At 29.8% G+C, this 20,037-nt stretch carries 19 protein-coding genes and 2 pseudogenes; 5 read left to right on the forward strand and 16 right to left on the reverse strand.

Translation table 11 applies throughout. The features are described 5' to 3' along the window. Nucleotides 1-265: 265 nt before the first annotated feature. Entirely contained in the window at nucleotides 266-2,314 is a 2,049-nt protein-coding gene (gene eap, locus IDG65_RS06970) for an extracellular adherence protein Eap/Map (RefSeq protein WP_000669724.1), read from the reverse strand. Between the two features lie 388 nt (nucleotides 2,315-2,702). On the opposite strand from eap, the gene sph reads away from it, so the two are divergent. Next, nucleotides 2,703-3,695: a sphingomyelin phosphodiesterase gene (sph, locus tag IDG65_RS06975; RefSeq protein ID WP_001670393.1), complete on the forward strand. Its 993-nt coding sequence runs from the start codon at nucleotides 2,703-2,705 to the stop codon at nucleotides 3,693-3,695. A gap of 237 nt (nucleotides 3,696-3,932) precedes the next feature. Here the strand turns inward: sph and lukG are convergent, their stop codons facing one another. Together lukG and lukH are read right to left on the reverse strand one after the other, a co-directional pair. Further along, nucleotides 3,933-4,949 carry a bi-component leukocidin LukGH subunit G gene (gene lukG / locus IDG65_RS06980; protein WP_000595402.1) on the reverse strand — a complete coding sequence of 339 codons (1,017 nt, stop codon included), beginning with the start codon at nucleotides 4,947-4,949 and terminating at the stop codon, nucleotides 3,933-3,935. 21 nt (nucleotides 4,950-4,970) lie between these two features. Beyond that, on the reverse strand, nucleotides 4,971-6,023 hold the full coding sequence (lukH, locus tag IDG65_RS06985) for a bi-component leukocidin LukGH subunit H (RefSeq protein WP_000791416.1): 1,053 nt from the start codon (nucleotides 6,021-6,023) through the stop codon (nucleotides 4,971-4,973). A gap of 434 nt (nucleotides 6,024-6,457) precedes the next feature. On the opposite strand from lukH, the gene IDG65_RS06990 reads away from it, so the two are divergent. Next, entirely contained in the window at nucleotides 6,458-7,681 is a 1,224-nt protein-coding gene (locus tag IDG65_RS06990; protein ID WP_000206641.1) for an ArgE/DapE family deacylase, read from the forward strand. A gap of 371 nt (nucleotides 7,682-8,052) precedes the next feature. Here IDG65_RS06990 and IDG65_RS06995 read toward each other — a convergent pair whose 3' ends face one another. Both IDG65_RS06995 and IDG65_RS07000 read right to left on the reverse strand, forming a co-directional pair. Further along, complete coding sequence (locus IDG65_RS06995) at nucleotides 8,053-8,898, reverse strand: class I SAM-dependent methyltransferase (RefSeq protein ID WP_000812008.1); 846 nt, start codon at nucleotides 8,896-8,898, stop codon at nucleotides 8,053-8,055. Nucleotides 8,899-8,959: 61 nt separating this feature from the next. Then, nucleotides 8,960-9,871, reverse strand: a complete 912-nt coding sequence (locus IDG65_RS07000) for an iron-hydroxamate ABC transporter substrate-binding protein (RefSeq protein ID WP_000825510.1) — start codon at nucleotides 9,869-9,871, stop codon at nucleotides 8,960-8,962. Between the two features lie 160 nt (nucleotides 9,872-10,031). Between IDG65_RS07000 and IDG65_RS07005 the strand changes: the two genes are divergently transcribed. Both IDG65_RS07005 and IDG65_RS07010 read left to right on the forward strand, forming a co-directional pair. Further along, entirely contained in the window at nucleotides 10,032-11,339 is a 1,308-nt protein-coding gene (locus IDG65_RS07005; protein ID WP_001045063.1) for a TrkH family potassium uptake protein, read from the forward strand. A 1,113-nt stretch (nucleotides 11,340-12,452) separates the two neighbouring features. Continuing rightward, a complete protein-coding gene (locus tag IDG65_RS07010) occupies nucleotides 12,453-13,388 on the forward strand; it encodes a TDT family transporter (RefSeq protein WP_001239269.1) in 936 nt (311 codons plus the stop codon). Between the two features lie 105 nt (nucleotides 13,389-13,493). On the opposite strand, the pseudogene IDG65_RS14815 reads toward IDG65_RS07010, so the two are convergent. The 3 genes and pseudogenes from IDG65_RS14815 to IDG65_RS07015 form a co-directional block, all read right to left on the reverse strand. Continuing rightward, nucleotides 13,494-13,769: pseudogene (locus tag IDG65_RS14815) on the reverse strand (hypothetical protein). A 303-nt stretch (nucleotides 13,770-14,072) separates the two neighbouring features. Then, nucleotides 14,073-14,171 (reverse strand): annotated as a pseudogene (locus IDG65_RS14820) (hypothetical protein); the annotation flags it as partial. 71 nt (nucleotides 14,172-14,242) lie between these two features. Continuing rightward, on the reverse strand, nucleotides 14,243-14,470 hold the full coding sequence (locus IDG65_RS07015; RefSeq protein WP_000812237.1) for a hypothetical protein: 228 nt from the start codon (nucleotides 14,468-14,470) through the stop codon (nucleotides 14,243-14,245). 418 nt (nucleotides 14,471-14,888) lie between these two features. Between IDG65_RS07015 and tst the strand changes: the two genes are divergently transcribed. Beyond that, a complete protein-coding gene (tst, locus tag IDG65_RS07020; RefSeq protein WP_001035597.1) occupies nucleotides 14,889-15,593 on the forward strand; it encodes a toxic shock syndrome toxin TSST-1 in 705 nt (234 codons plus the stop codon). Nucleotides 15,594-15,747: 154 nt separating this feature from the next. Here tst and IDG65_RS07025 read toward each other — a convergent pair whose 3' ends face one another. The 8 genes from IDG65_RS07025 to IDG65_RS07060 form a co-directional block, all read right to left on the reverse strand. Further along, entirely contained in the window at nucleotides 15,748-16,317 is a 570-nt protein-coding gene (locus IDG65_RS07025; protein WP_001293073.1) for a terminase small subunit, read from the reverse strand. Beyond that, on the reverse strand, nucleotides 16,314-16,655 hold the full coding sequence (locus IDG65_RS07030) for a hypothetical protein (RefSeq protein ID WP_000358778.1): 342 nt from the start codon (nucleotides 16,653-16,655) through the stop codon (nucleotides 16,314-16,316). The genes IDG65_RS07025 and IDG65_RS07030 overlap by 4 nt, the downstream gene beginning before the upstream one ends. A 2-nt stretch (nucleotides 16,656-16,657) precedes the next feature. Then, on the reverse strand, nucleotides 16,658-17,185 hold the full coding sequence (locus tag IDG65_RS07035) for a spore coat protein (protein WP_052997658.1): 528 nt from the start codon (nucleotides 17,183-17,185) through the stop codon (nucleotides 16,658-16,660). 50 nt (nucleotides 17,186-17,235) lie between these two features. Further along, nucleotides 17,236-17,454, reverse strand: a complete 219-nt coding sequence (locus IDG65_RS07040) for a capsid morphogenesis B protein (protein WP_000448775.1) — start codon at nucleotides 17,452-17,454, stop codon at nucleotides 17,236-17,238. Nucleotides 17,455-17,471: 17 nt separating this feature from the next. Beyond that, nucleotides 17,472-18,050 carry a hypothetical protein gene (locus tag IDG65_RS07045; protein ID WP_000846285.1) on the reverse strand — a complete coding sequence of 193 codons (579 nt, stop codon included), beginning with the start codon at nucleotides 18,048-18,050 and terminating at the stop codon, nucleotides 17,472-17,474. An 11-nt stretch (nucleotides 18,051-18,061) separates the two neighbouring features. Continuing rightward, nucleotides 18,062-18,403 carry a hypothetical protein gene (locus IDG65_RS07050; protein WP_001190608.1) on the reverse strand — a complete coding sequence of 114 codons (342 nt, stop codon included), beginning with the start codon at nucleotides 18,401-18,403 and terminating at the stop codon, nucleotides 18,062-18,064. A gap of 535 nt (nucleotides 18,404-18,938) precedes the next feature. Continuing rightward, nucleotides 18,939-19,580, reverse strand: a complete 642-nt coding sequence (locus IDG65_RS07055) for a hypothetical protein (RefSeq protein ID WP_001019766.1) — start codon at nucleotides 19,578-19,580, stop codon at nucleotides 18,939-18,941. Next, a complete protein-coding gene (locus tag IDG65_RS07060; protein ID WP_000356937.1) occupies nucleotides 19,577-19,957 on the reverse strand; it encodes a hypothetical protein in 381 nt (126 codons plus the stop codon). The genes IDG65_RS07055 and IDG65_RS07060 overlap by 4 nt, the downstream gene beginning before the upstream one ends. Nucleotides 19,958-20,037: the final 80 nt, after the last annotated feature.

Below are 20,037 nucleotides of genomic sequence, written 5' to 3' on the forward strand. Positions count from 1 at the left end.
ATAATCTGATGAATATGACTCGGATTATTGGTTTTTTATTTTTAAAATTATTCCTTCTTTTAAAGCATCATAAGATATATTTTATTCAGCAACTTGTCAAACGCTATACCTAATTAGTTTTATACATCTCTCCTAACAAAACTTAATTTATTTGGTGCAAATTTATATAACTTTTGGCAAATCACTTCAAGCATTCAAGCACCACATCTCTACAAATGTAAAAGGCACCCCACGATTGTGAGATGCCTTATTATAAAATTAAAGATTAGAATTTAAGTTCAATATCTACCTTTTTAATGTCAGTTGCTTTAAATACTTTTCTATCTTTATACTCAGTTTTTAAGTCTACATATTTTGACGAACCATTTTTAAAATACACTTTATACACCGCGCGTTCAGCAAGTCCTATGTCATGTTTAGTAATCCCTTGATCATTTGCCATTGCTGATTTAAGTTTTGTACTTAAATCATTAATTGTAATTTTGCTTGCATTATAGAACACAAATTCATTTGAAACTATGTTTTCAAATTTATTTATTGTTACTGGGAATTTCACATTATTAGATTTATTTATTTTTTTTGATTTAGTGTGTTGTTTTACATCAATATCTATCTTTTTAATATCTTTGGCACTGAATAAGTTTCTTGTAAAGATATCTGATTTAAGGTCAACAACTTGTGTCTTTCCATTTTTAAAGTGTATAGTATACTTCGCTTGTTTCGCAAATTTCAATTCAATATCATTGATACCTCTATCATGTTTTAAAACTGATTTAACTTTTTCATTTAAATCTTGATAACCTATTAATTGTTTATTTGAAATTTTTAGTTTTGATAAAATATGTGTTGATGTACCATTTACTGCAATTGTATATGGTACATAGCTATCTGCTTTCGCTTTTGATCCTGTTTTAACATCGATATCTATCTTTTTAATATCTTGAACATAAAGTAGATTCAGTTGGCTAATTTTTGAGTTTAAATTAATCACTTTTTTCTTTCCATTTTTAAAATGTACTGTGTAAGTTGCTTTTTTTGCATATTTTAATTCACGTTCCCCGATACCTCTATCATGCTTCAATACTGATTTAACTTTTTTAGTGATATCTTTGTAGCCTACACGTGGGTCACCTGTAAATTTTAAATCTGATAAATTTGGTGTTGATGTACCATTTACTGCAATTGAGTATGGTACATAACGCTCCGCTTTTGCTTTAGATGCTGTTTTAACTGTAACTTCAATTTTCTTAACATCTTTCGCATGAACTAGATTCGCTGAGTAAGTTTTTGAATTAAAATGTACCACTCTCTTACCACCATTTTTAAAATAAACAGTATAATAAGCTTTCTTAGCATATTTTAAATCTTGTTCACTAATACCTCTATCATGCTTCAGTACTGATTTTATTTGACTAGTTAAATTTTTGTAATTTGTCCAAGGTTTATTTGAAAATGAAAGGTTCGATAAAATGTTTGTAGATGTACCATTTAAATTAATTGAATATGGAACTTGATAGTTTCTTTTAGCTTTATTTTCGATATGTTTTTTTGTATCTACGTTAATATTGATACTTTTAATATCACTTGAATTTATTAAATTCGCTGTGTAAATACCTGCTTTCAAATCTATAACTTTCTTCGTTCCATTTTTAAAATTAACTGTAAATTTCGCTTGTTTTGAAAGTCTTAAATCTACATCAGTTATACCTCTATTGGACTCTAAAACTGATTTAACTTTATCCTCTAAATCTTTGTAACTAACATTTTGATTCTTATTAAATGTTAAGCTTGATAAAATGTTTTGGCTTGTACCATTAACCGTGATTGTATACGGCACTTGAACATTTGCTTTAGCTTTATCTTTAGGTTGCTTTTTAGTATCTACGTTAACACTGATAGCTTTAATGTCACTTGTATTGATTAAGTCAGCTGTGTAGATACCTGATTTCAAATCGACAACTTTTTTTGTTCCATTTTTAAAATGAACCGTATATTCCGCTTGCTTTGAAAGTCTTAAATCGATATCACTAATACCTCTATTAAAGTATAAAACTGATTTAACTTTATTCTCTAAATCTTTATAACTAATTTGTTGATTCTTATTAAATGTTAAGCTTGATAAAATGTTTTGGCTTGTGCCGTTCACTGTGATTGTATATGGAACCTGGATTTTAGAATGTCCATGGTGTAATGTACTTGATGATTTATCTAATGGCTTAGCTGCGGCAGATGCTTCGTTAGTATTAAAGTTTGCTCCTGTTGATGCTAAAACACCTAATGCTAATGTTGTTGTAATCAATGACTTAAATTTCATAAATTATCTCTCCTTTTTTATGTAATTCGTGATTGCAACTTTATTATAGCCAGGTCTGCTCCGTTTTTTGAATTAACTGAATATTAATAATAAATTATCTTTAACAACAATTCTTTAATACAGTTAAAAGTTCTTTTAATTTTGATTAACTGCTAAATTCTTAGTTGCAAAAAAGTTGTTTGCTTTTATGGATGTTAAGCCTTAAATGTAAATGGCTTACTCGCCTCTAACCCTTAATTCCGACTTTATTTATCTAATATGTTTACATTGTCTTAATATATAAAAAGCATTTGCTTAAAAATATAAATTCGATTTAATAATTAATTTAATTTTAGTTAATCAATTTTGTGACTATTTTATTGTAAGCTATATAAAAGGAGTGATAATGATGGTGAAAAAAACAAAATCCAATTCACTAAAAAAAGTTGCAACACTTGCATTAGCAAATTTATTATTAGTTGGTGCACTTACTGACAATAGTGCCAAAGCAGAAACTAAGAAAGATGATACTGATTTAAAATTAGTCAGTCATAACGTTTATATGTTATCGACCGTTTTGTATCCAAACTGGGGGCAATATAAACGCGCTGATTTAATCGGACAATCTTCTTATATTAAAAATAATGATGTCGTAATATTCAATGAAGCATTTGATAATGGCGCATCAGATAAATTATTAAGTAATGTAAAAAAAGAATATCCTTATCAAACACCTGTACTCGGTCGTTCTCAATCAGGGTGGGACAAAACTGAAGGTAGCTACTCATCAACTGTTGCAGAAGATGGTGGCGTAGCGATTGTAAGTAAATATCCTATTAAAGAAAAAATCCAGCATGTTTTCAAAAGCGGTTGTGGATTCGATAATGATAGCAACAAAGGCTTTGTTTATACAAAAATAGAGAAAAACGGTAAGAACGTTCACGTTATCGGTACACATACACAATCTGAAGATTCACGTTGTGGTGCTGGACATGATAGAAAAATTAGAGCTGAACAAATGAAAGAAATCAGTGACTTTGTTAAAAAGAAAAATATCCCTAAAGATGAAACGGTATATATCGGTGGCGACCTTAATGTTAATAAAGGCACTCCAGAGTTCAAAGATATGCTTAAAAACTTGAATGTAAATGATGTTCTATATGCAGGTCATAATAGCACATGGGACCCTCAATCAAATTCAATTGCGAAATATAATTACCCTAATGGTAAACCAGAACATTTAGACTATATATTTACAGATAAAGATCATAAACAACCAAAACAATTAGTCAATGAAGTTGTGACTGAAAAACCTAAGCCATGGGATGTATATGCGTTCCCATATTACTACGTTTACAATGATTTTTCAGATCATTATCCAATCAAAGCCTATAGTAAATAGTGCTCAACTAACTAATAACTCGCTTCGTTCTAAAAGGTCGAAGCGAGTTATATTGTTAAAATTTGAATTGACTTACATTTTAATAAAATCATCTTAACAATTTTAATTTTTCATTAATACAAGTCTTTACTCTACACTCAAACAAGATTCATACACTGCACATCATAATAAATCTATCTACTCAAATATAAATAAAAGTTACCTACTACATTCTATGTAGCAGGCAACTTTTATTACTTATTTCTTTTCATTATCATTAAGTACTTTTACAAACTTCACATTATGTGTCTTCCAATCAACTTCATATAATGCTGATAATTTTTCTTCTTTTTTATCTACATGGTTTTCACCAGACCAATAGCCCCAGAAACCATGACGATTCCAATCTATTTTAAACTCATCCATTGATCTTTTATAATGAACAACAAATTTTGATTTACCTTCATCTTTTTTATCATGTGACATAACAGCTAAAAATTCTGGATTAAACCCTTCAGAAACAGTTACAGGCATCTTATTCTTAGGCGTAAAATTATCTTTCGCCCATAAATTTCCATTTCGTGTTAAAGAAAAGATTTCACTTTTAGTTCTATTATCACTATCATTAGTTAATTGTCTCGTATGGTCATGTCCCATATTATTTATCAAATATGCTTCTACTTTCCAACCTACACCTTTATGTGACGTAGATTGATCAAGTAATGTACGATACGATGGTTGTTGATAACTAATCGTCTCTGAATAATTACTCTCTTTTGTAATATTTCCAGTTAACCCTCCACGATTAATCGAAAAATCTCCACCTGTTTTATAACCATACGTATATTTAACTTCTCTTGATTCATCCTGATTTTTTGGTGCAAAATCAGTCACATTTGTATTATTGTTGTCATCAACATTTTGAATTGAAACTGAATAAGATCCAGGCCATCTTAATGTACTATTCCAATAACCATTTGGGTCTAGAATTCTTAAACCACTACCTATTGTTCCTTTCGCTTTAATAAATACTGTTTCTTTATCATAATTAGGTTCAGTTAAGAAGTTAAATTGTAAGCTTTGAGTAATATTTTTTTGACTATCACTTGTTGTAGCTGTACGTGTATACATTTTAGTATCACCATCAAGATTCTTCTCAGAAACAGCTTTAATTTCAGAATTAATTTTTGCATAAGAAGTAGCTGGTAATACAGTGAAAGTAGTCGATAGTGCTAACGTACAAATTGTGATATTTTTATATAGTTGTTTAATCATTTGTAATCCTTCCCTTCGATTTTATCCTTCTCTAAATGATTTATTATCAGAGTATTTATCAACGACTTTAACTGTTTTATTTTTCCAATCAACTTCATAAGTGACAATTAATCTTTGACCTTCTTTATTTTTTTCTAAAATTGGAGGTGCATAATGTATTCCAGGTCTGTTTTTCAAAATATCTTGATTTCGTGTGTATGTTACTTCAAATTGCGTTTTCTCATTTGACTTTTCATTAGATAAATAAGTTAAAAATTCTGGATTAAAGCCACTTCTTACTAATGCTGGGTATCTATATTTTGAAGCAAAGCTTAGTTCAGGGTTTTCAACAGTAGCAATTCTCGTATTTCTATAGAATAATAATTCATCATTTCTATTTTTCACTTCTCCACCATACTTCAAGTCATTCGCAATAACTGACCAGTGTACATGCCAGTTATTATTTTTACCGCTGGCAATTGTGTCATAATTTTGCTGATTATAACTAATCGTTTTGGAGTAGCTATTTGATGAAGTTCGTCCAATACCTTTCGTTGAATCGAATTTACCACCTGAGCTATATGAAAATGTACTGTCTACTTTCGCAGTTGAAATTTTATTTTTCGGCAATTGGTCTAATATTTCAGTTTTAGGATTTCTTTTTACTTGAAAATCTACATGGTACTCACTTGGATACTTTAACCAATTTGAATTTTTTTCTTCTTTATGAGATTCAAACTTTAAATTTGAATGAATTGAGCCTTGTTTTTTAACAAGTAATACATTCTTGTCATAAGTTGGATCATCGATAAAGTCGAATTGTAAATTTTGGAGTATATTTGTTTTCTCATCATATACTGTTTCAGTTCGTTTTGTGATTTTACCGTTTTTCCCAATATCATCCGGTGCTGTTGAATTTTTATCTTTATTAGTAACATTACGTTTCTCTTTTTGTTGAGACTTATCAACATGTTCTTTCTTATTTTGGTCTTGCGAGTCTTTATGAGCTGAATTTGCTTGAGTCGTTGCTGCTGATAACAATAAAATTGCACATGATAATGATGACGCTATTAAAACACGTTTTTTATTTTTCATTGTTATAACCTTCTTTCGTATGATTGATATTTGTTGATATGTATCGACATGTGAATAATATCACAAAAACAGAGAATATATATTTAACTATTTATTAAATGATTTTGTTAATATTATTAAATACTTTATCCTCTTTAAAAATAATGTGTGTACAAAGTCATTAATTTAGCAAATATTTTTATTTAGTAGTTAATAACCATCGATTTGAAATTTATATATAATTATTAGCTAAATAATATCCTGCATCTTTCTCATACAATTTACTATAAAATTAAGCATATCCGATATCAGCGTTAATAAGATCGTTGATACTAGACAGTTAATTTCATAGAACGAAATCAAATAACACACTACTTTCTGCATTTTAAATTATGTTTAAGAATAAAAATTATGTTTATATAAATATATATACTACTTTGAAAGGTGTGAGCTTAATGACAACTTTTAGTGAAAAAGAAAAAATTCAATTACTAGCAGATATTGTTGAACTACAAACTGAAAATAATAATGAAATAGACGTTTGTAATTATTTAACAGATTTATTCGACAAGTATGATATTAAATCTGAAATTTTGAAAGTTAATGAACACCGCGCCAATATCGTTGCAGAAATCGGTAACGGCTCACCTATACTCGCATTGAGTGGTCATATGGATGTTGTTGATGCAGGAAATCAAGATAATTGGACTTATCCCCCTTTTCAACTCACAGAAAAAGCTGGCAAATTATACGGTCGAGGCACAACGGATATGAAAGGCGGTCTGATGGCTTTGGTCATCACACTCATTGAATTAAAAGAACAAAATCAATTGCCTCAAGGAACGATAAGATTACTAGCTACTGCTGGCGAAGAGAAAGAACAAGAAGGTGCCAAATTATTGGCTGATAAAGGCTATTTAGACGATGTAGATGGCTTAATTATTGCTGAACCAACTGGATCTGGAATTTATTATGCACATAAAGGGTCTATGTCATGTAAAGTAACTGCAACTGGCAAAGCTGTCCATAGCTCAGTTCCATTTATTGGTGACAATGCAATTGATACACTGCTTGAATTTTATAATCAATTTAAAGAAAAATATTCAGAGCTTAAAAAACATGATACTAAACATGAATTAGATGTTGCACCCATGTTCAAATCATTGATAGGAAAAGAAATTTCTGAAGAGGATGCAAATTATGCATCTGGTCTTACAGCTGTATGTTCGATTATAAATGGCGGCAAACAATTTAACTCTGTACCAGATGAAGCTTCACTTGAATTTAACGTAAGACCAGTTCCTGAGTATGATAACGACTTTATAGAATCGTTTTTCCAAAATATCATTAATGATGTGGATAGCAATAAGCTTTCACTCGATATTCCAAGCAATCACCGACCTGTAACAAGCGATAAAAATAGCAAATTAATTACTACGATTAAAGATGTAGCTTCTAGTTATGTAGAACAAGACGATATATTTGTTTCGGCGCTTGTAGGTGCAACAGATGCCTCTAGTTTCTTAGGTGATAATAAGGACAATGTTGATTTAGCCATTTTTGGACCAGGTAATCCATTAATGGCACATCAAATCGATGAATATATTGAAAAAGATATGTATCTGAAATATATTGATATTTTTAAAGAAGCTTCCATTCAATATTTAAAAGAGAAATAAGAACGATGCTGTCAGCTGCCCTATTCGCGTGCTGGCAGTTTTTTATTGCGAATTTTAAGTTGATAGAAATAACGATGAATATTGTTTGAATGTAAATATTCAAATATCAACAAGCACATTTTCATTGATTAAGTGATGTAAAACTGAAATTATTGTGCTGATTTGTCATACATATATTGACTAATGGTCATATAAAAAGATAGCTTCTAATAGTTACATAAAACTCGTAAAAACCTTCTCGTAAAAGGAATGGGACATAAATCCCTAGAAAACAGCAGCTCAACGAGCTGTAAATTATCAAATACATTTGAAAAAAGCTGATTTCTATCAAATAATTTATAGAAATCAGCTTTTTTACATTGTCTAAGAACTTAATGTCTCTGTCTCTTTGGAACTTTATATTTCATAAGTACTATTTTATTGTTTAACCTTTTTTTTAAATAAGGTATAAATCTACAATATCCAAATAAGCCCCATCGATTCTTATAATAGTCAAAATAATTATATTCATGTATTACTCTTATTGTATTTGGTAAAATTTCATTCAATTTTTTTAAATCATTGTAACCATATTTAAAAACAGGTTGTGAGGATAACTTTGATACCGATTGATGTCTCTTTGTATTATTCGCAATTGTTTTTGAGCAAAATTCAATCGCAAATGTCAAATTATGATCTCCCATCTTTTTGATAATAGTGTCCAATAATTGAGTCATTACACTCTCATCAAAATACATCAATACACCTTCAATAATAAACAATATATCTGACTTACTATTAAAAAATTTATAATTTTTGACATCATCAATCCAACTGTAATCTAGCATAGATTTAGATATCATCTTATAACTATTACTTTCTTTAAAAAATGTTTTTCGTATTTCTATTGATTCTGGTACATCTAAATCTATCCATGATATTTTTTCTTTATTAAATCTTTGAAACCTTGTATCTAAGCCACAACCTATATTGACCACGATTAAATCTTTATTATCCTTGATAAGCCTCTTAGTAACACAATCTATTATCACAGTACGTATACTAATTCCAATTTGAGACATGTCATCACATGTAACATTTTTGTACATATCATCTAAACCATCAAATATTTTTTTAGATAGTGCGTCTTTTATTATTGGTTTTTCGTTTTCGTACTCTTTTGCTCGAGCTATCAAAGGAATTAACATTGATTCGGGAATTCCAACCAGTTGCTTCATTTAATCACTCCTTAAAAACATTAGTACCAATGCATAAGAAAATTTTTACAACTTATTTCTATTATTTTTTATTTAAAATTTCTTTTTTTAATTTACTTCTCAAATGTTCTAATGTAATAGGATCTGTGAACCAATAATCTTCTGCTTTATATGAAATTACATGTCCTTTTTTTACAGCTTCAATATTCTGCCATGTATGTGTTTTTTCAAAATCAAATTTTCCGTACGAAGGTTTACTTAAAAATATATAATCACCAGCATATTTACTAATATTTTCTTTTGAAATGGAAGCATAGCCTTTTTTATCTTCTTGTAATTTATCTTTATATTGCTTTGTCATTGGCATACCGAATGCATCATGAACAATATCCAAACCACGACCCCATGTAGAGTTATATATGTATATTTGCTTTTCATCTGGTTCAAACACAGATGCTGTTGCTTGACCAATTTTACTTTGAATTTCTTTTTTATCTTTTCTAGTTTTATCGTCCCACTCTTCAATCCATTTTTTAGCTTTATCTTCATTATTAGTCAACTTGCCTATTTCTTTTAATATTTCTTTATGATTGTATTTATTGTATGTATATGGGATTGTTGGCGCTATTTTTTGGTATTTTTTTATATTTTTATCCATAGCATCTACAACAATTAAATCTGGTTTTGCTTTAGCAACTCTTTCAACATCATTTTCTCCAATATAATCAACCCCTTTTAAATAGGGTTTTAAAATTGAAGAATCTTTAGTTATATCTGAAACAGCAATTGGTTTGATTCCTAACTTTATAAAATCACCAACATAAAATCCAGTTAATACAGCAACTCTTTTAGGTTTCTCTGGTACTTTCAGTGTTTCACCATTTTCAATTTTATAGTCTGTAGTCTTTGTCGAGTTACTTGTTTTATCGACAGATGCTGAACACGCAGTCAAAATAAATAAATTACATAATAAAATTCCAATTAATCTTTTCATAATATCATCCTTTTGTTTTTTAATTGATATTCATTTTCAATTATAAAATATTAAAAGAATTAGTCAACGCCTGTTAGTAATACACATCAGTAACATTTCTATTTTCATTTATGATATTATCTAATTATTAATTTATAATATAAAGGAGTATGAAATTAAAATGAACAAAGTCCACAAACCTTTATATTTTTATTTAATGCTTTTCTTCTCTACAACTATCATAGGTGCACTTTTATTGTATTTACCTTTCACTGGTAAAAAGCCAATATCTTTTTTAGATGCCCTATTTATAGCTTCAAGTGCATTTACAGTTACTGGCCTATCCCCAGTTGATATAGGATCACAGTTTAATATACTTGGTGAAATAGTAATACTATTATTAATTCAAATAGGTGGTCTGGGTATCGTGACCGTAACCCTATTGACACTAGTATTTTTAAATAGAAAGATATCAATGAAAAATAGATTCTTGATTATGGTTACATGGAATATTGACGAACTTGGTGGTGTTATTAAACTAATTAAACACTTGGCTATTTATAGTTTAGTCACTGAATTAATTGGTATGATTTGTTTGTGTTTATCTTTTATACCAAAATTTGGTATAGGCAAAGGTTTATTTTTAAGCTTATTCACATCAGTATCAGCTTTTAATAATGCTGGATTTGCCCTTTTTAAGAATAACTTAATAGATTATTCTAGTGATCCAATTGTCATTATTACAATCTCAATACTCATAATATTTGGAGGTATTGGACATTTTGTCGTGATAGACTTTATTAATTGTAAAAAATTGAGTAAATTATCTTTACATTCTAAATTAGTCTTAACTACAACTAGTATCCTAATAATTATAGGAGCTATTACATTCTTTTTATTAGAACAGTTTAATACTATGCAACATATGGGACTAGTTGAAAAAATCGGAAATTCTTTTTTCCAATCAGTAACAACACGAACAGCGGGTTTTAACAGTATAGATATAGCAAGCATTAACAAATCTACCGCCTTAATGTTAATGCTACTTATGTTTATTGGTGGTGCCCCTCTCAGTGCAGCTGGAGGAATTAAAATAACTACTTTTGCAGTAGCGTTTATTTTTGTACTAAATTATATACGTAAAGAAAATAATGTTTCAGTATTCAATAAAGAAATATCTGACAAACATATAAAACTATCTATTGTTACCATTAATATCTCATTTCTATTTATCAGTATCATTACTTTTATATTATCGATAATTAATCCGAACATATCATTAATCAAGTTATTATTCGAAGTGGTTTCTGCATTCGGAACAGTAGGGTTAAGTATGAACCTTACCACAGAATATCATGGTATTACTAAAATAATTATTATATTCGTTATGCTTTGCGGTAAAGTAGGACTATTAACTTTATTAAGAACATTTATACCACCAAAAAATCCTAAAAATTACCGCTACACTAAAGGACAAATTTATCTATAAGATAACTATCAATATTTAACAAGAAATGAACTAGTGTTTTAATCTATTACATTTAAAAAACTACCTAAACAGGTAGTTTTTCTATTTATTTTAGGCCCATTAAATGTCTTATGTCTTTAATTAAGTAAAATGCACAAGTACACCTTTAAAAAGATTTACTCAAAACTAAACTATACCTAGTTAACCGCTTGTGATTAAGAAATTTTAAATGTGGTTTCTTTTAATTATGTCAACCACCCATAAGGATTTTAATCAAGCACTCATTCATTCCTGCACTCGCAATATGCATTACTTATAGAAGTGGATGCACTCTCATATTATGGCAATACCATAACTCCCGCACCATAATGATTTAAATACCATTATGAATCTCAATTACAAATTAGCACATAAAAAAGACGCCTCCCATAAGTCTAGTCACCAAATGGAAAACGTCTCGTAATTAAAATATATTTGCGTGCATTCTAATTTGTACTTAGAATACATCATACTCGTTCATAATGTAATTTTCTAATTAGTCAAAACTATATACAGTTTTACATCATTCCCGGCATTAAGGGCAGTATGAAATAGATATAAATCATATACAAAAATCCTATTAAATCAGCATCGTGTATTCTTTATGCATTCAATTTTTTTAGTTTTTTTATTTCATTATGACCAATTTATGACCACCAATTATCACACACATAAATCTCTATAAGTATATTTGCAATGATAGATATGATTATCCATATAATGCTTTTTCATTGCAATATAATGCTTATCTCAGCATCTTATATCACCTAATAAAGTTAGTGTAAAATATTAAAATTGATAAAACTATATAAATTTGTCCACCCATTTTTGATTAATAAATAAGCGTTTGATGCCTGCAACGTGTGATTATATTAATATTAATACGTATAAACATCGTCATATTTTTTTATATTCAACGTTGTAATCACGTATTATACTGAATATAAAATATCAAAAATAGATAAATACATATATTTCCCGAAACAACATCATATTAATCCACATTAAACATACAAAACTCATTCTGCTTATTAATAGTTCTAAGATATCATGTTATAATTAGTGAATAAAATCACAAAAGGAAGGTTTTAAATCATGAGACTTCAAAAAGCACCTTTAGTAACATCGGGATTGATCTTAGGTTTGTTGGGGTTGGGCAATCTCTTGAAAGACATATCACTTGTTTTAAATGCTATTTGTGGTATCTTTGCCCTCTTTATTTGGGTTCACCTTTTATGTACTATTCTCAATAATTTTAAAAATGTTAAAGAACAATTGAATACCCCTCTAGTTTCATCTGTGTTCACAACATTTTTCATGTCTGGATTTTTGGGAACCACTTATTTAAATACGTATTTTAGTGATGTAACCATTATCACTAGCTTAATAACACCCTTATGGCTCTTATGTCTTATGGGGATTATGATACATATGATTATTTTTTCAATTAAATATTTAAAAGGGTTCTCGCTCGAAAATGTTTATCCATCATGGACAGTGCTTTATATTGGTATTGCTATTGCTGGATTAACAGCACCAATCAGCGGATTTTATTTAATTGGAAAATTATCAGTTATATATGGTTTTTTAGCAACATGTATTGTCTTACCAATAGTATTCAAACGATTAAAAACGTATCCATTGCAAACGTCTATTAAACCGAACACTTCCACAATTTGTGCACCATTTTCTTTAGTTGCTGCGGCATATGTTATAACTTTTCCTAAGGCAAATGATCTAATCGTTATTATTCTTTTGGTATTGGCTCAGTTTTTTTATTTTTATATTATATTTAAACTTCCAAAGTTGCTAAAAGAGCCGTTTTCACCAGTATTTTCAGCTTTCACTTTTCCTTTAGTAATTTCAGCAACTGCCTTAAAAAATAGTTTACCTGTACTAACGTACCCAGAAATTTGGGAATGGCTCTTATTTTTTGAAATTACATTAGCAACTTTAATAGTATTAAGAGTCTTTTTAGGCTATGTTCATTTCTTTTTTAAAACTAGCCCGAAGGCTAGCTATAACTCTTAATCTAATGTAGCACTTTTAAAAATATCTTATAGTAATGACAAAATGATAAAGAGAAATATGACAAGACATATCTTAATAAATCTTTGCTCAAAATCAACCAGCCATTCAGCTGCCGATTTTACTTGCTTCATATAAAACTGGGTATAGGGTAAAAAACTTAATTCTATACCCTATTATTTTTTTCTCTTTATCCACCAACCCTTAAACTTGCTTGAATGTTTGCATTATTAAAATTAGCTTTAAACTAAAGATCTGAGGTTTCAATTACCATTTGGTAATCCAAGACAATGTAATATTTATTTGTAATTGTTTTAGTATTTTCTTAACTGTTAGATAACTTTCAATTTTATAAATTACTATACACATTAAAAATAAAATCATTAAAAGTACTAATACTAATGAAAGTCAAACACTTTCCTCACTTTATCATTTTTCAACCATTCCGCCATATATTAAGTATCTATAATCAATACCCTAAATTTATACATACACCTAATATGTTTACATAAAAATAGGCAAGTACCGAAGTACCTGCCTGTTATGCACATTTAAATCTTGAGAGAAATGTTAAAAAGTTCTAGTAAAATAATAGCACATTTTATCTTTAAATGTAAATAGAAAGCAGGTGTGTTACACACCTGCTTAAATAGACATGACTATGTCATTTCAACTGATTTCTCCCCATTAGTCGCCTAGTACCTGACTAGTTGGGGCAGAACCATTCCATGTTCTAATAGGCAAGTAATAACGTTGCCCCTCCCGTTTATATAATACCCATAAATAATATTTATATAACTAATTTATGTAATTTTACAAGGCTCAAAATTGAGTTCTGCAGTTAAATTCATAAACATTTAGTATGGAATTTTAGTTTTGCCGTTTGATGTTATGTGTACTTTGATGCGTACTGGTACAGGTAAGCTAGCTATTTCCGATAAAGCTCTCAGACCTAAATGTTGGTATGTACCAACATCTTTAATTTCTTCAGAAACTTTAATGAAACGATGAGCTTGTGTTCTATCTAAGTTGATATTTTTCAACCAATTACCAAATTCTCCATGTGCTAGGTCATTTTGTTTCATATGGTTTTAATCTTCGACCAATCTCAAAGATAGATTGACCAGCGATGTTTAAAGCCATATTTCACGACGTTATGTTTACAGTTAAAGTATTTGTGCGTGGTTCCCATCCCTTACTGCAACACAGGACGTTTCTCAGCGTAAAAAACGCCACTAGAAAGTGACTTTAAAGAATATAACTAATTCAAACTTATATTAATTAATATTCTTTAAATGACCACTCACACTTTGTTTTTTGCTATTTGTAACTTTAAAATGTTGTTTAAATCTATATTTTTTGATATAGCTCCCTATGTAACAAACACTTTTTAATTAATATATATTTAAACAATAATTTAGAGATGGTTAATTGATTCATTTAAATAATATTTATACATTCTATATGTAAACGTTTACACATTTGAATGAAGGAGAATTAAAAATGAATAAAAAATTACTAATGAATTTTTTTATCGTAAGCCCTTTGTTGCTTGCGACAATCGCTACAGATTTTACCCCTGTTCCCTTATTATCTAATCAAATAATCAAAACTGCAAAAGCATCTACAAACGATAATATAAAGGATTTGCTAGACTGGTATAGTAGTGGGTCTGACACTTTTACAAATAGTGAAGTTTTAGATAATTCCTTAGGATCTATGCGTATAAAAAACACAGATGGCAGCATCAGCCTTATAATTTTTCCGAGTCCTTATTATAGCCCTGCTTTTACAAAAGGGGAAAAAGTTGACTTAAACACAAAAAGAACTAAAAAAAGCCAACATACTAGCGAAGGAACTTATATCCATTTCCAAATAAGTGGCGTTACAAATACTGAAAAATTACCTACTCCAATAGAACTACCTTTAAAAGTTAAGGTTCATGGTAAAGATAGCCCCTTAAAGTATTGGCCAAAGTTCGATAAAAAACAATTAGCTATATCAACTTTAGACTTTGAAATTCGTCATCAGCTAACTCAAATACATGGATTATATCGTTCAAGCGATAAAACGGGTGGTTATTGGAAAATAACAATGAATGACGGATCCACATATCAAAGTGATTTATCTAAAAAGTTTGAATACAATACTGAAAAACCACCTATAAATATTGATGAAATAAAAACTATAGAAGCAGAAATTAATTAATTTACCACTTTTTCTGTAATAATTATTAATAAAGGGAGTCCGTTAATTATAATAAGCGTTCTCCCTTTTATCTTTATAACGCTTTAATATAAAGCTAGGGTGAATTAGTAAACTAATCCTCACTAACTCAATATGATAATCGTTTTTACTGTAATCAATCCTCTAACGGTATATCATCCACAATCACAGTATGATTAGGATTAGCGTTAGATACCTCTTGTACCGTCTTATCTAAATCTTCATCATCGCCATCCCATTCACCAATATTAATGAATATAGGCACATTCCCGTTAATATCATGCTTATCTGTAAATAACTTATGGTATTTACCCAACATATCACGAGCTTTTAAACGATCACTAGGTTTTATTGGTACCTCTATCAGTTCAACATGTTCGTTATAGACTAGCTGTACTTTGCCACTTTGTGGATTCTCTTTATATTCCCCTCGCTTGACTACAACTTCTTTCGTTTCTGTCTCATCACCGACTGCCGCATTCGTAAGCACATGTAGTAACTCTTTTGCGGTTAATACATTCTCATCTATAATCTTATCTTTTTGTTCTTGTATATATTGCTTGATGTGTGGCTTCTTTAATAACCTACATCCTGTCACATGTGCACTATTTGCGCTATAGCCTGCTTTTATGGCACTTTGTGTTACATTAAGTGTTCTTATATACTCATTCACAAAACGCGCTTGTTTTGCCGTTAACTCACTCATTCTATCACCTCCACAATTTTATCTAATAAGGTTTCATACCATAATCTTACAGATTGTTCTGAACACTCTAAGACATTGCTAATATCTTTAAAACTACGTCCTTGTATTAAAGAATCGAAAATATAAAACTCTTTGTCATTAGCTACTTGGTCAACAATCATTTCTAAGTGATTCTTTACAATATGATCATCAATGTTATCGTCTGCCATCCATTCATTAGAATTTTCATCACCTATTGAAAAGAATTCATCGGTATTTATTTCATCATCTATCAACACATCACTTCTAGTTCGCTTATGATAATCACAAACGAAGTCTTTTATTTGCTTTTTATCCATTGTTACACCACTTTTACATATGAAGATTGGTGATATGCATTTACTCGTGCAATCTTACTGTTTTCAATTGCTGTATTTCTTTGTTTTTGACGTTCTGAACGTTGTTTAATACTTGCTTGATACAAATCAACTTGTAAGCGTTCAATGACGTTGTAAGGCTTATATCGTCCATTTGAACGCATATATTTTACAACTTGCTTCTGCTCTTTTTCTGTATAATGATTTAGTACCTTTTTCAACAACGCCATATTATTTATAGATCTATTTTTATAGTTTTGTAACCCTGCTTTTGTTTCAATAATTTTGATAACTAATTTTTCAATCGGATATGAGACAGACACGACCCCCATTATTTCATCACATGTTGTGGTCGACGCACTCATATGGTACATACTTTCAATTTGGAATTCACACATCTTATTTTTTTTATTAATAAATGCTGGGTTAAATTGCGTTAATAGTTGATACTCAGATAGTTTATTGTCGCCATTACGATAATATAAACAATTCTTCGTTTTAAGCAGTTTCATTTATTCACCCCTATAAACAGAGCCTACCCGAATTGGATAGGCAATCATTGCTATTTAATAATCCTGTTTTGCTTAGCTAAATTTTGTAGCGTTGTACCATATTGCTTTTGCTTAGACTGTTCTGATTGTTGTAACTCACTTGAAATCTCCTGCATATTGTTTTTAATATCCAAATCAACTGCATTTATTAATAGATTTGTATCTTCTTCATTTAAACCAAATGCATTTGCGACCTTTTTAGTATTATTTAACTCGTATTTTGTTTCCATTTAATTACCCTTTCTTTTTAACGTTTTAAAAACAACTTGTTATTGTGTTCGTATGGCAAATCATTACCATTAATATATGATGTAAATATATTTTCTCTAAAGTAGCCATTCAATGCTTCCCTAGCCTCTTTATCATCATATAATTGTTCTTGACTATAAATACTCGCATATTGCTGATGCTCATCTTCATATCTATCATTAATATCTTCTATTTCATCAATGATCTCATTATATGCATCGACTACCTTTTTTAATTTACCTAAAGCTGATTGTTTTTCTGATTCATATAATGATGACAACTCGCTTTGATGTTTTAATAATTCAATTGTCTTTTGATATTTAACTTCTTTCGACACACTTTTCTTTGTCTCTAAGCGTTTATTAAGTGCTTTTAGTTTCTTTTCATCAGCATCTGTTGCTTGATATAGGTTATCTGCTTTATCATCTTGTCCATCCATGATTAACTGTTTATATGTGGACTTATCTATCTTTATTTTACTCTCCAATGCATTACGCTCTTGTTTCAATTCTTGTATAGCCTTTTGTTGATCTATTACAAATTGGTTGTATTCTTTAAAGTACGATTCAGTTTTCATTTTTATCCCCTTTACACTTTAATTCGTTTCAAAGCTTCATAGCGTTTCATACTGCCATCAGCTAATTTCTTAATACTTCTCATCGCTTGTTGCTTTTCTTGTTCTGTCATAATGATGTAATAACCACGTTCACTAGGTTTATAACTGCACCCGATAGGATAGCCATAATCATATACTAATGAATTGATTACTCTTCGTAACCATCGTTCATTGCTTGAATTATATTCATATCCCAATTGATTTAAGATTTTAGTTTTAGTAATATACTTATTGGACGTATTTTTTATCACATTGAAAACTTGCAGGTGTTCGGTGGGTAAATGATACGTCTCTTTTTCTGCGATACTTTGCATTTCTACACCTCTTTCTTTTAATTATTTCATACCTAAATTATACCATTTTTACAGGTCTAAAACAAACTTACGTTCGCTTTATAGCGCGTTTTATCAATTGTTTAGCTTATCATATATAACACTTATAAAATCATGTTATAAACTTAACGTTAGGCTTTTCACATTAACCTAATATAGAACTTAAGTTCGATAAAATAACACGAACAAACAGCGAACAAACTTAACTTTTAGGCCTATGCCAAAAACACAAACTTTAGCTTGTATTAGCGTTAACAAAGTTCTCACACCTTGCACAAATCTTGCCATTTTTTCAATTCTCAAAGACTGTATACCTTCCGATGTTAAAAGCTAACACCTTTATATAACCTTATTATTTTCAAAGCCATAAAACAGCTCAATATCAACATTTCACACTTTTTTGAATTTCGCCTACCTATCTATTAACTCACTATTGTTGCAACCTTTACATTTTAAAACTTCTATACCTTATACTTTTATATTAGGAGCCACACACCACGTGAGACTCCATATTTAATTACTTATTCAAACTGTAATAAGATGACTTCAACTCAGTTAACTTATGCTCTAAAGCCTTGTAATCCTCTTGTGTCGCATTCTCATCTTGTACAAACTCAGTTACTAATCTCAACCCCTCAACTAACTCTGGTGCTGGTTCATTGATTCCTGTAGCTAACTGATACAACATTTCAATATTCGCTATCACATCAGTATTACTCGATTGAATGCCCTCAAGTGTATCGGTATCAAATCCATTTTCTAGGTACTCAAACACATCACTATTATTTGATTCTGCATATGTTTGTAATCCATACATAAAATACTCATCTTCAAATAATTGACTGGCCATCATATCACTAATAGAAAGCTGTTTACCGTCATGTAATTCATAACCTACATAATGACCTTCTATACTTCTTATAAGCCCCTCAGTGTGCTTAGGTGACGCTAATTCAAATGATTGCCTTACTTTACAATCTTTAATATATACATGACCGAATAACTTCCCATTCATCATCACGTATGCCATATCAAATGGATCATTGTATAACTTAAAGCAACATGGTTGCACTTTACTATGTTCTAATAATCCTGTGTAGTACCTTAGTAACGTGCCTGCTCGTGTTTCAAATTGGTTTACGATAGTTTCTATGTTCATTTGATTTTCTCCTCTTTATTTATTCTTAATACCATAGGCACCCATGAGGGCACGTCCGTTTGTTGTCCATCTTCTGGATAACAAATTGCTAATGGTAAGTTAGGAACTCTACCATCCAACAAATAACGCATTACAAAACTACCTCTATACACTAAATCAAGTTGTTCACTTTTAACTAATTCAATCAGCGCAAACATTGTAATTTTGTTCCATCCACTCCAAAACACAATATTCTCATCCTTATCGTGTGTGACACTGGTTCTCCCTATATAGTCGTGATTCATTTCTTTAAACAAATCTTCTAACTGATATATCGGTATCTCCTTATATTCTTTTACATAATCGTATATATACTTTTTAAGTTGCTCTTTATCCATGTGTTACCTCCAATATTTTTAAATGGGAACTAGTCCCCGTTGAATTCCCGACTTAAAATACTTATCGGGAACTAGTCAAA

It is taken from the genome of Staphylococcus sp. EG-SA-17, assembly GCF_017151845.1.
Classification (GTDB): domain Bacteria; phylum Bacillota; class Bacilli; order Staphylococcales; family Staphylococcaceae; genus Staphylococcus; species Staphylococcus aureus.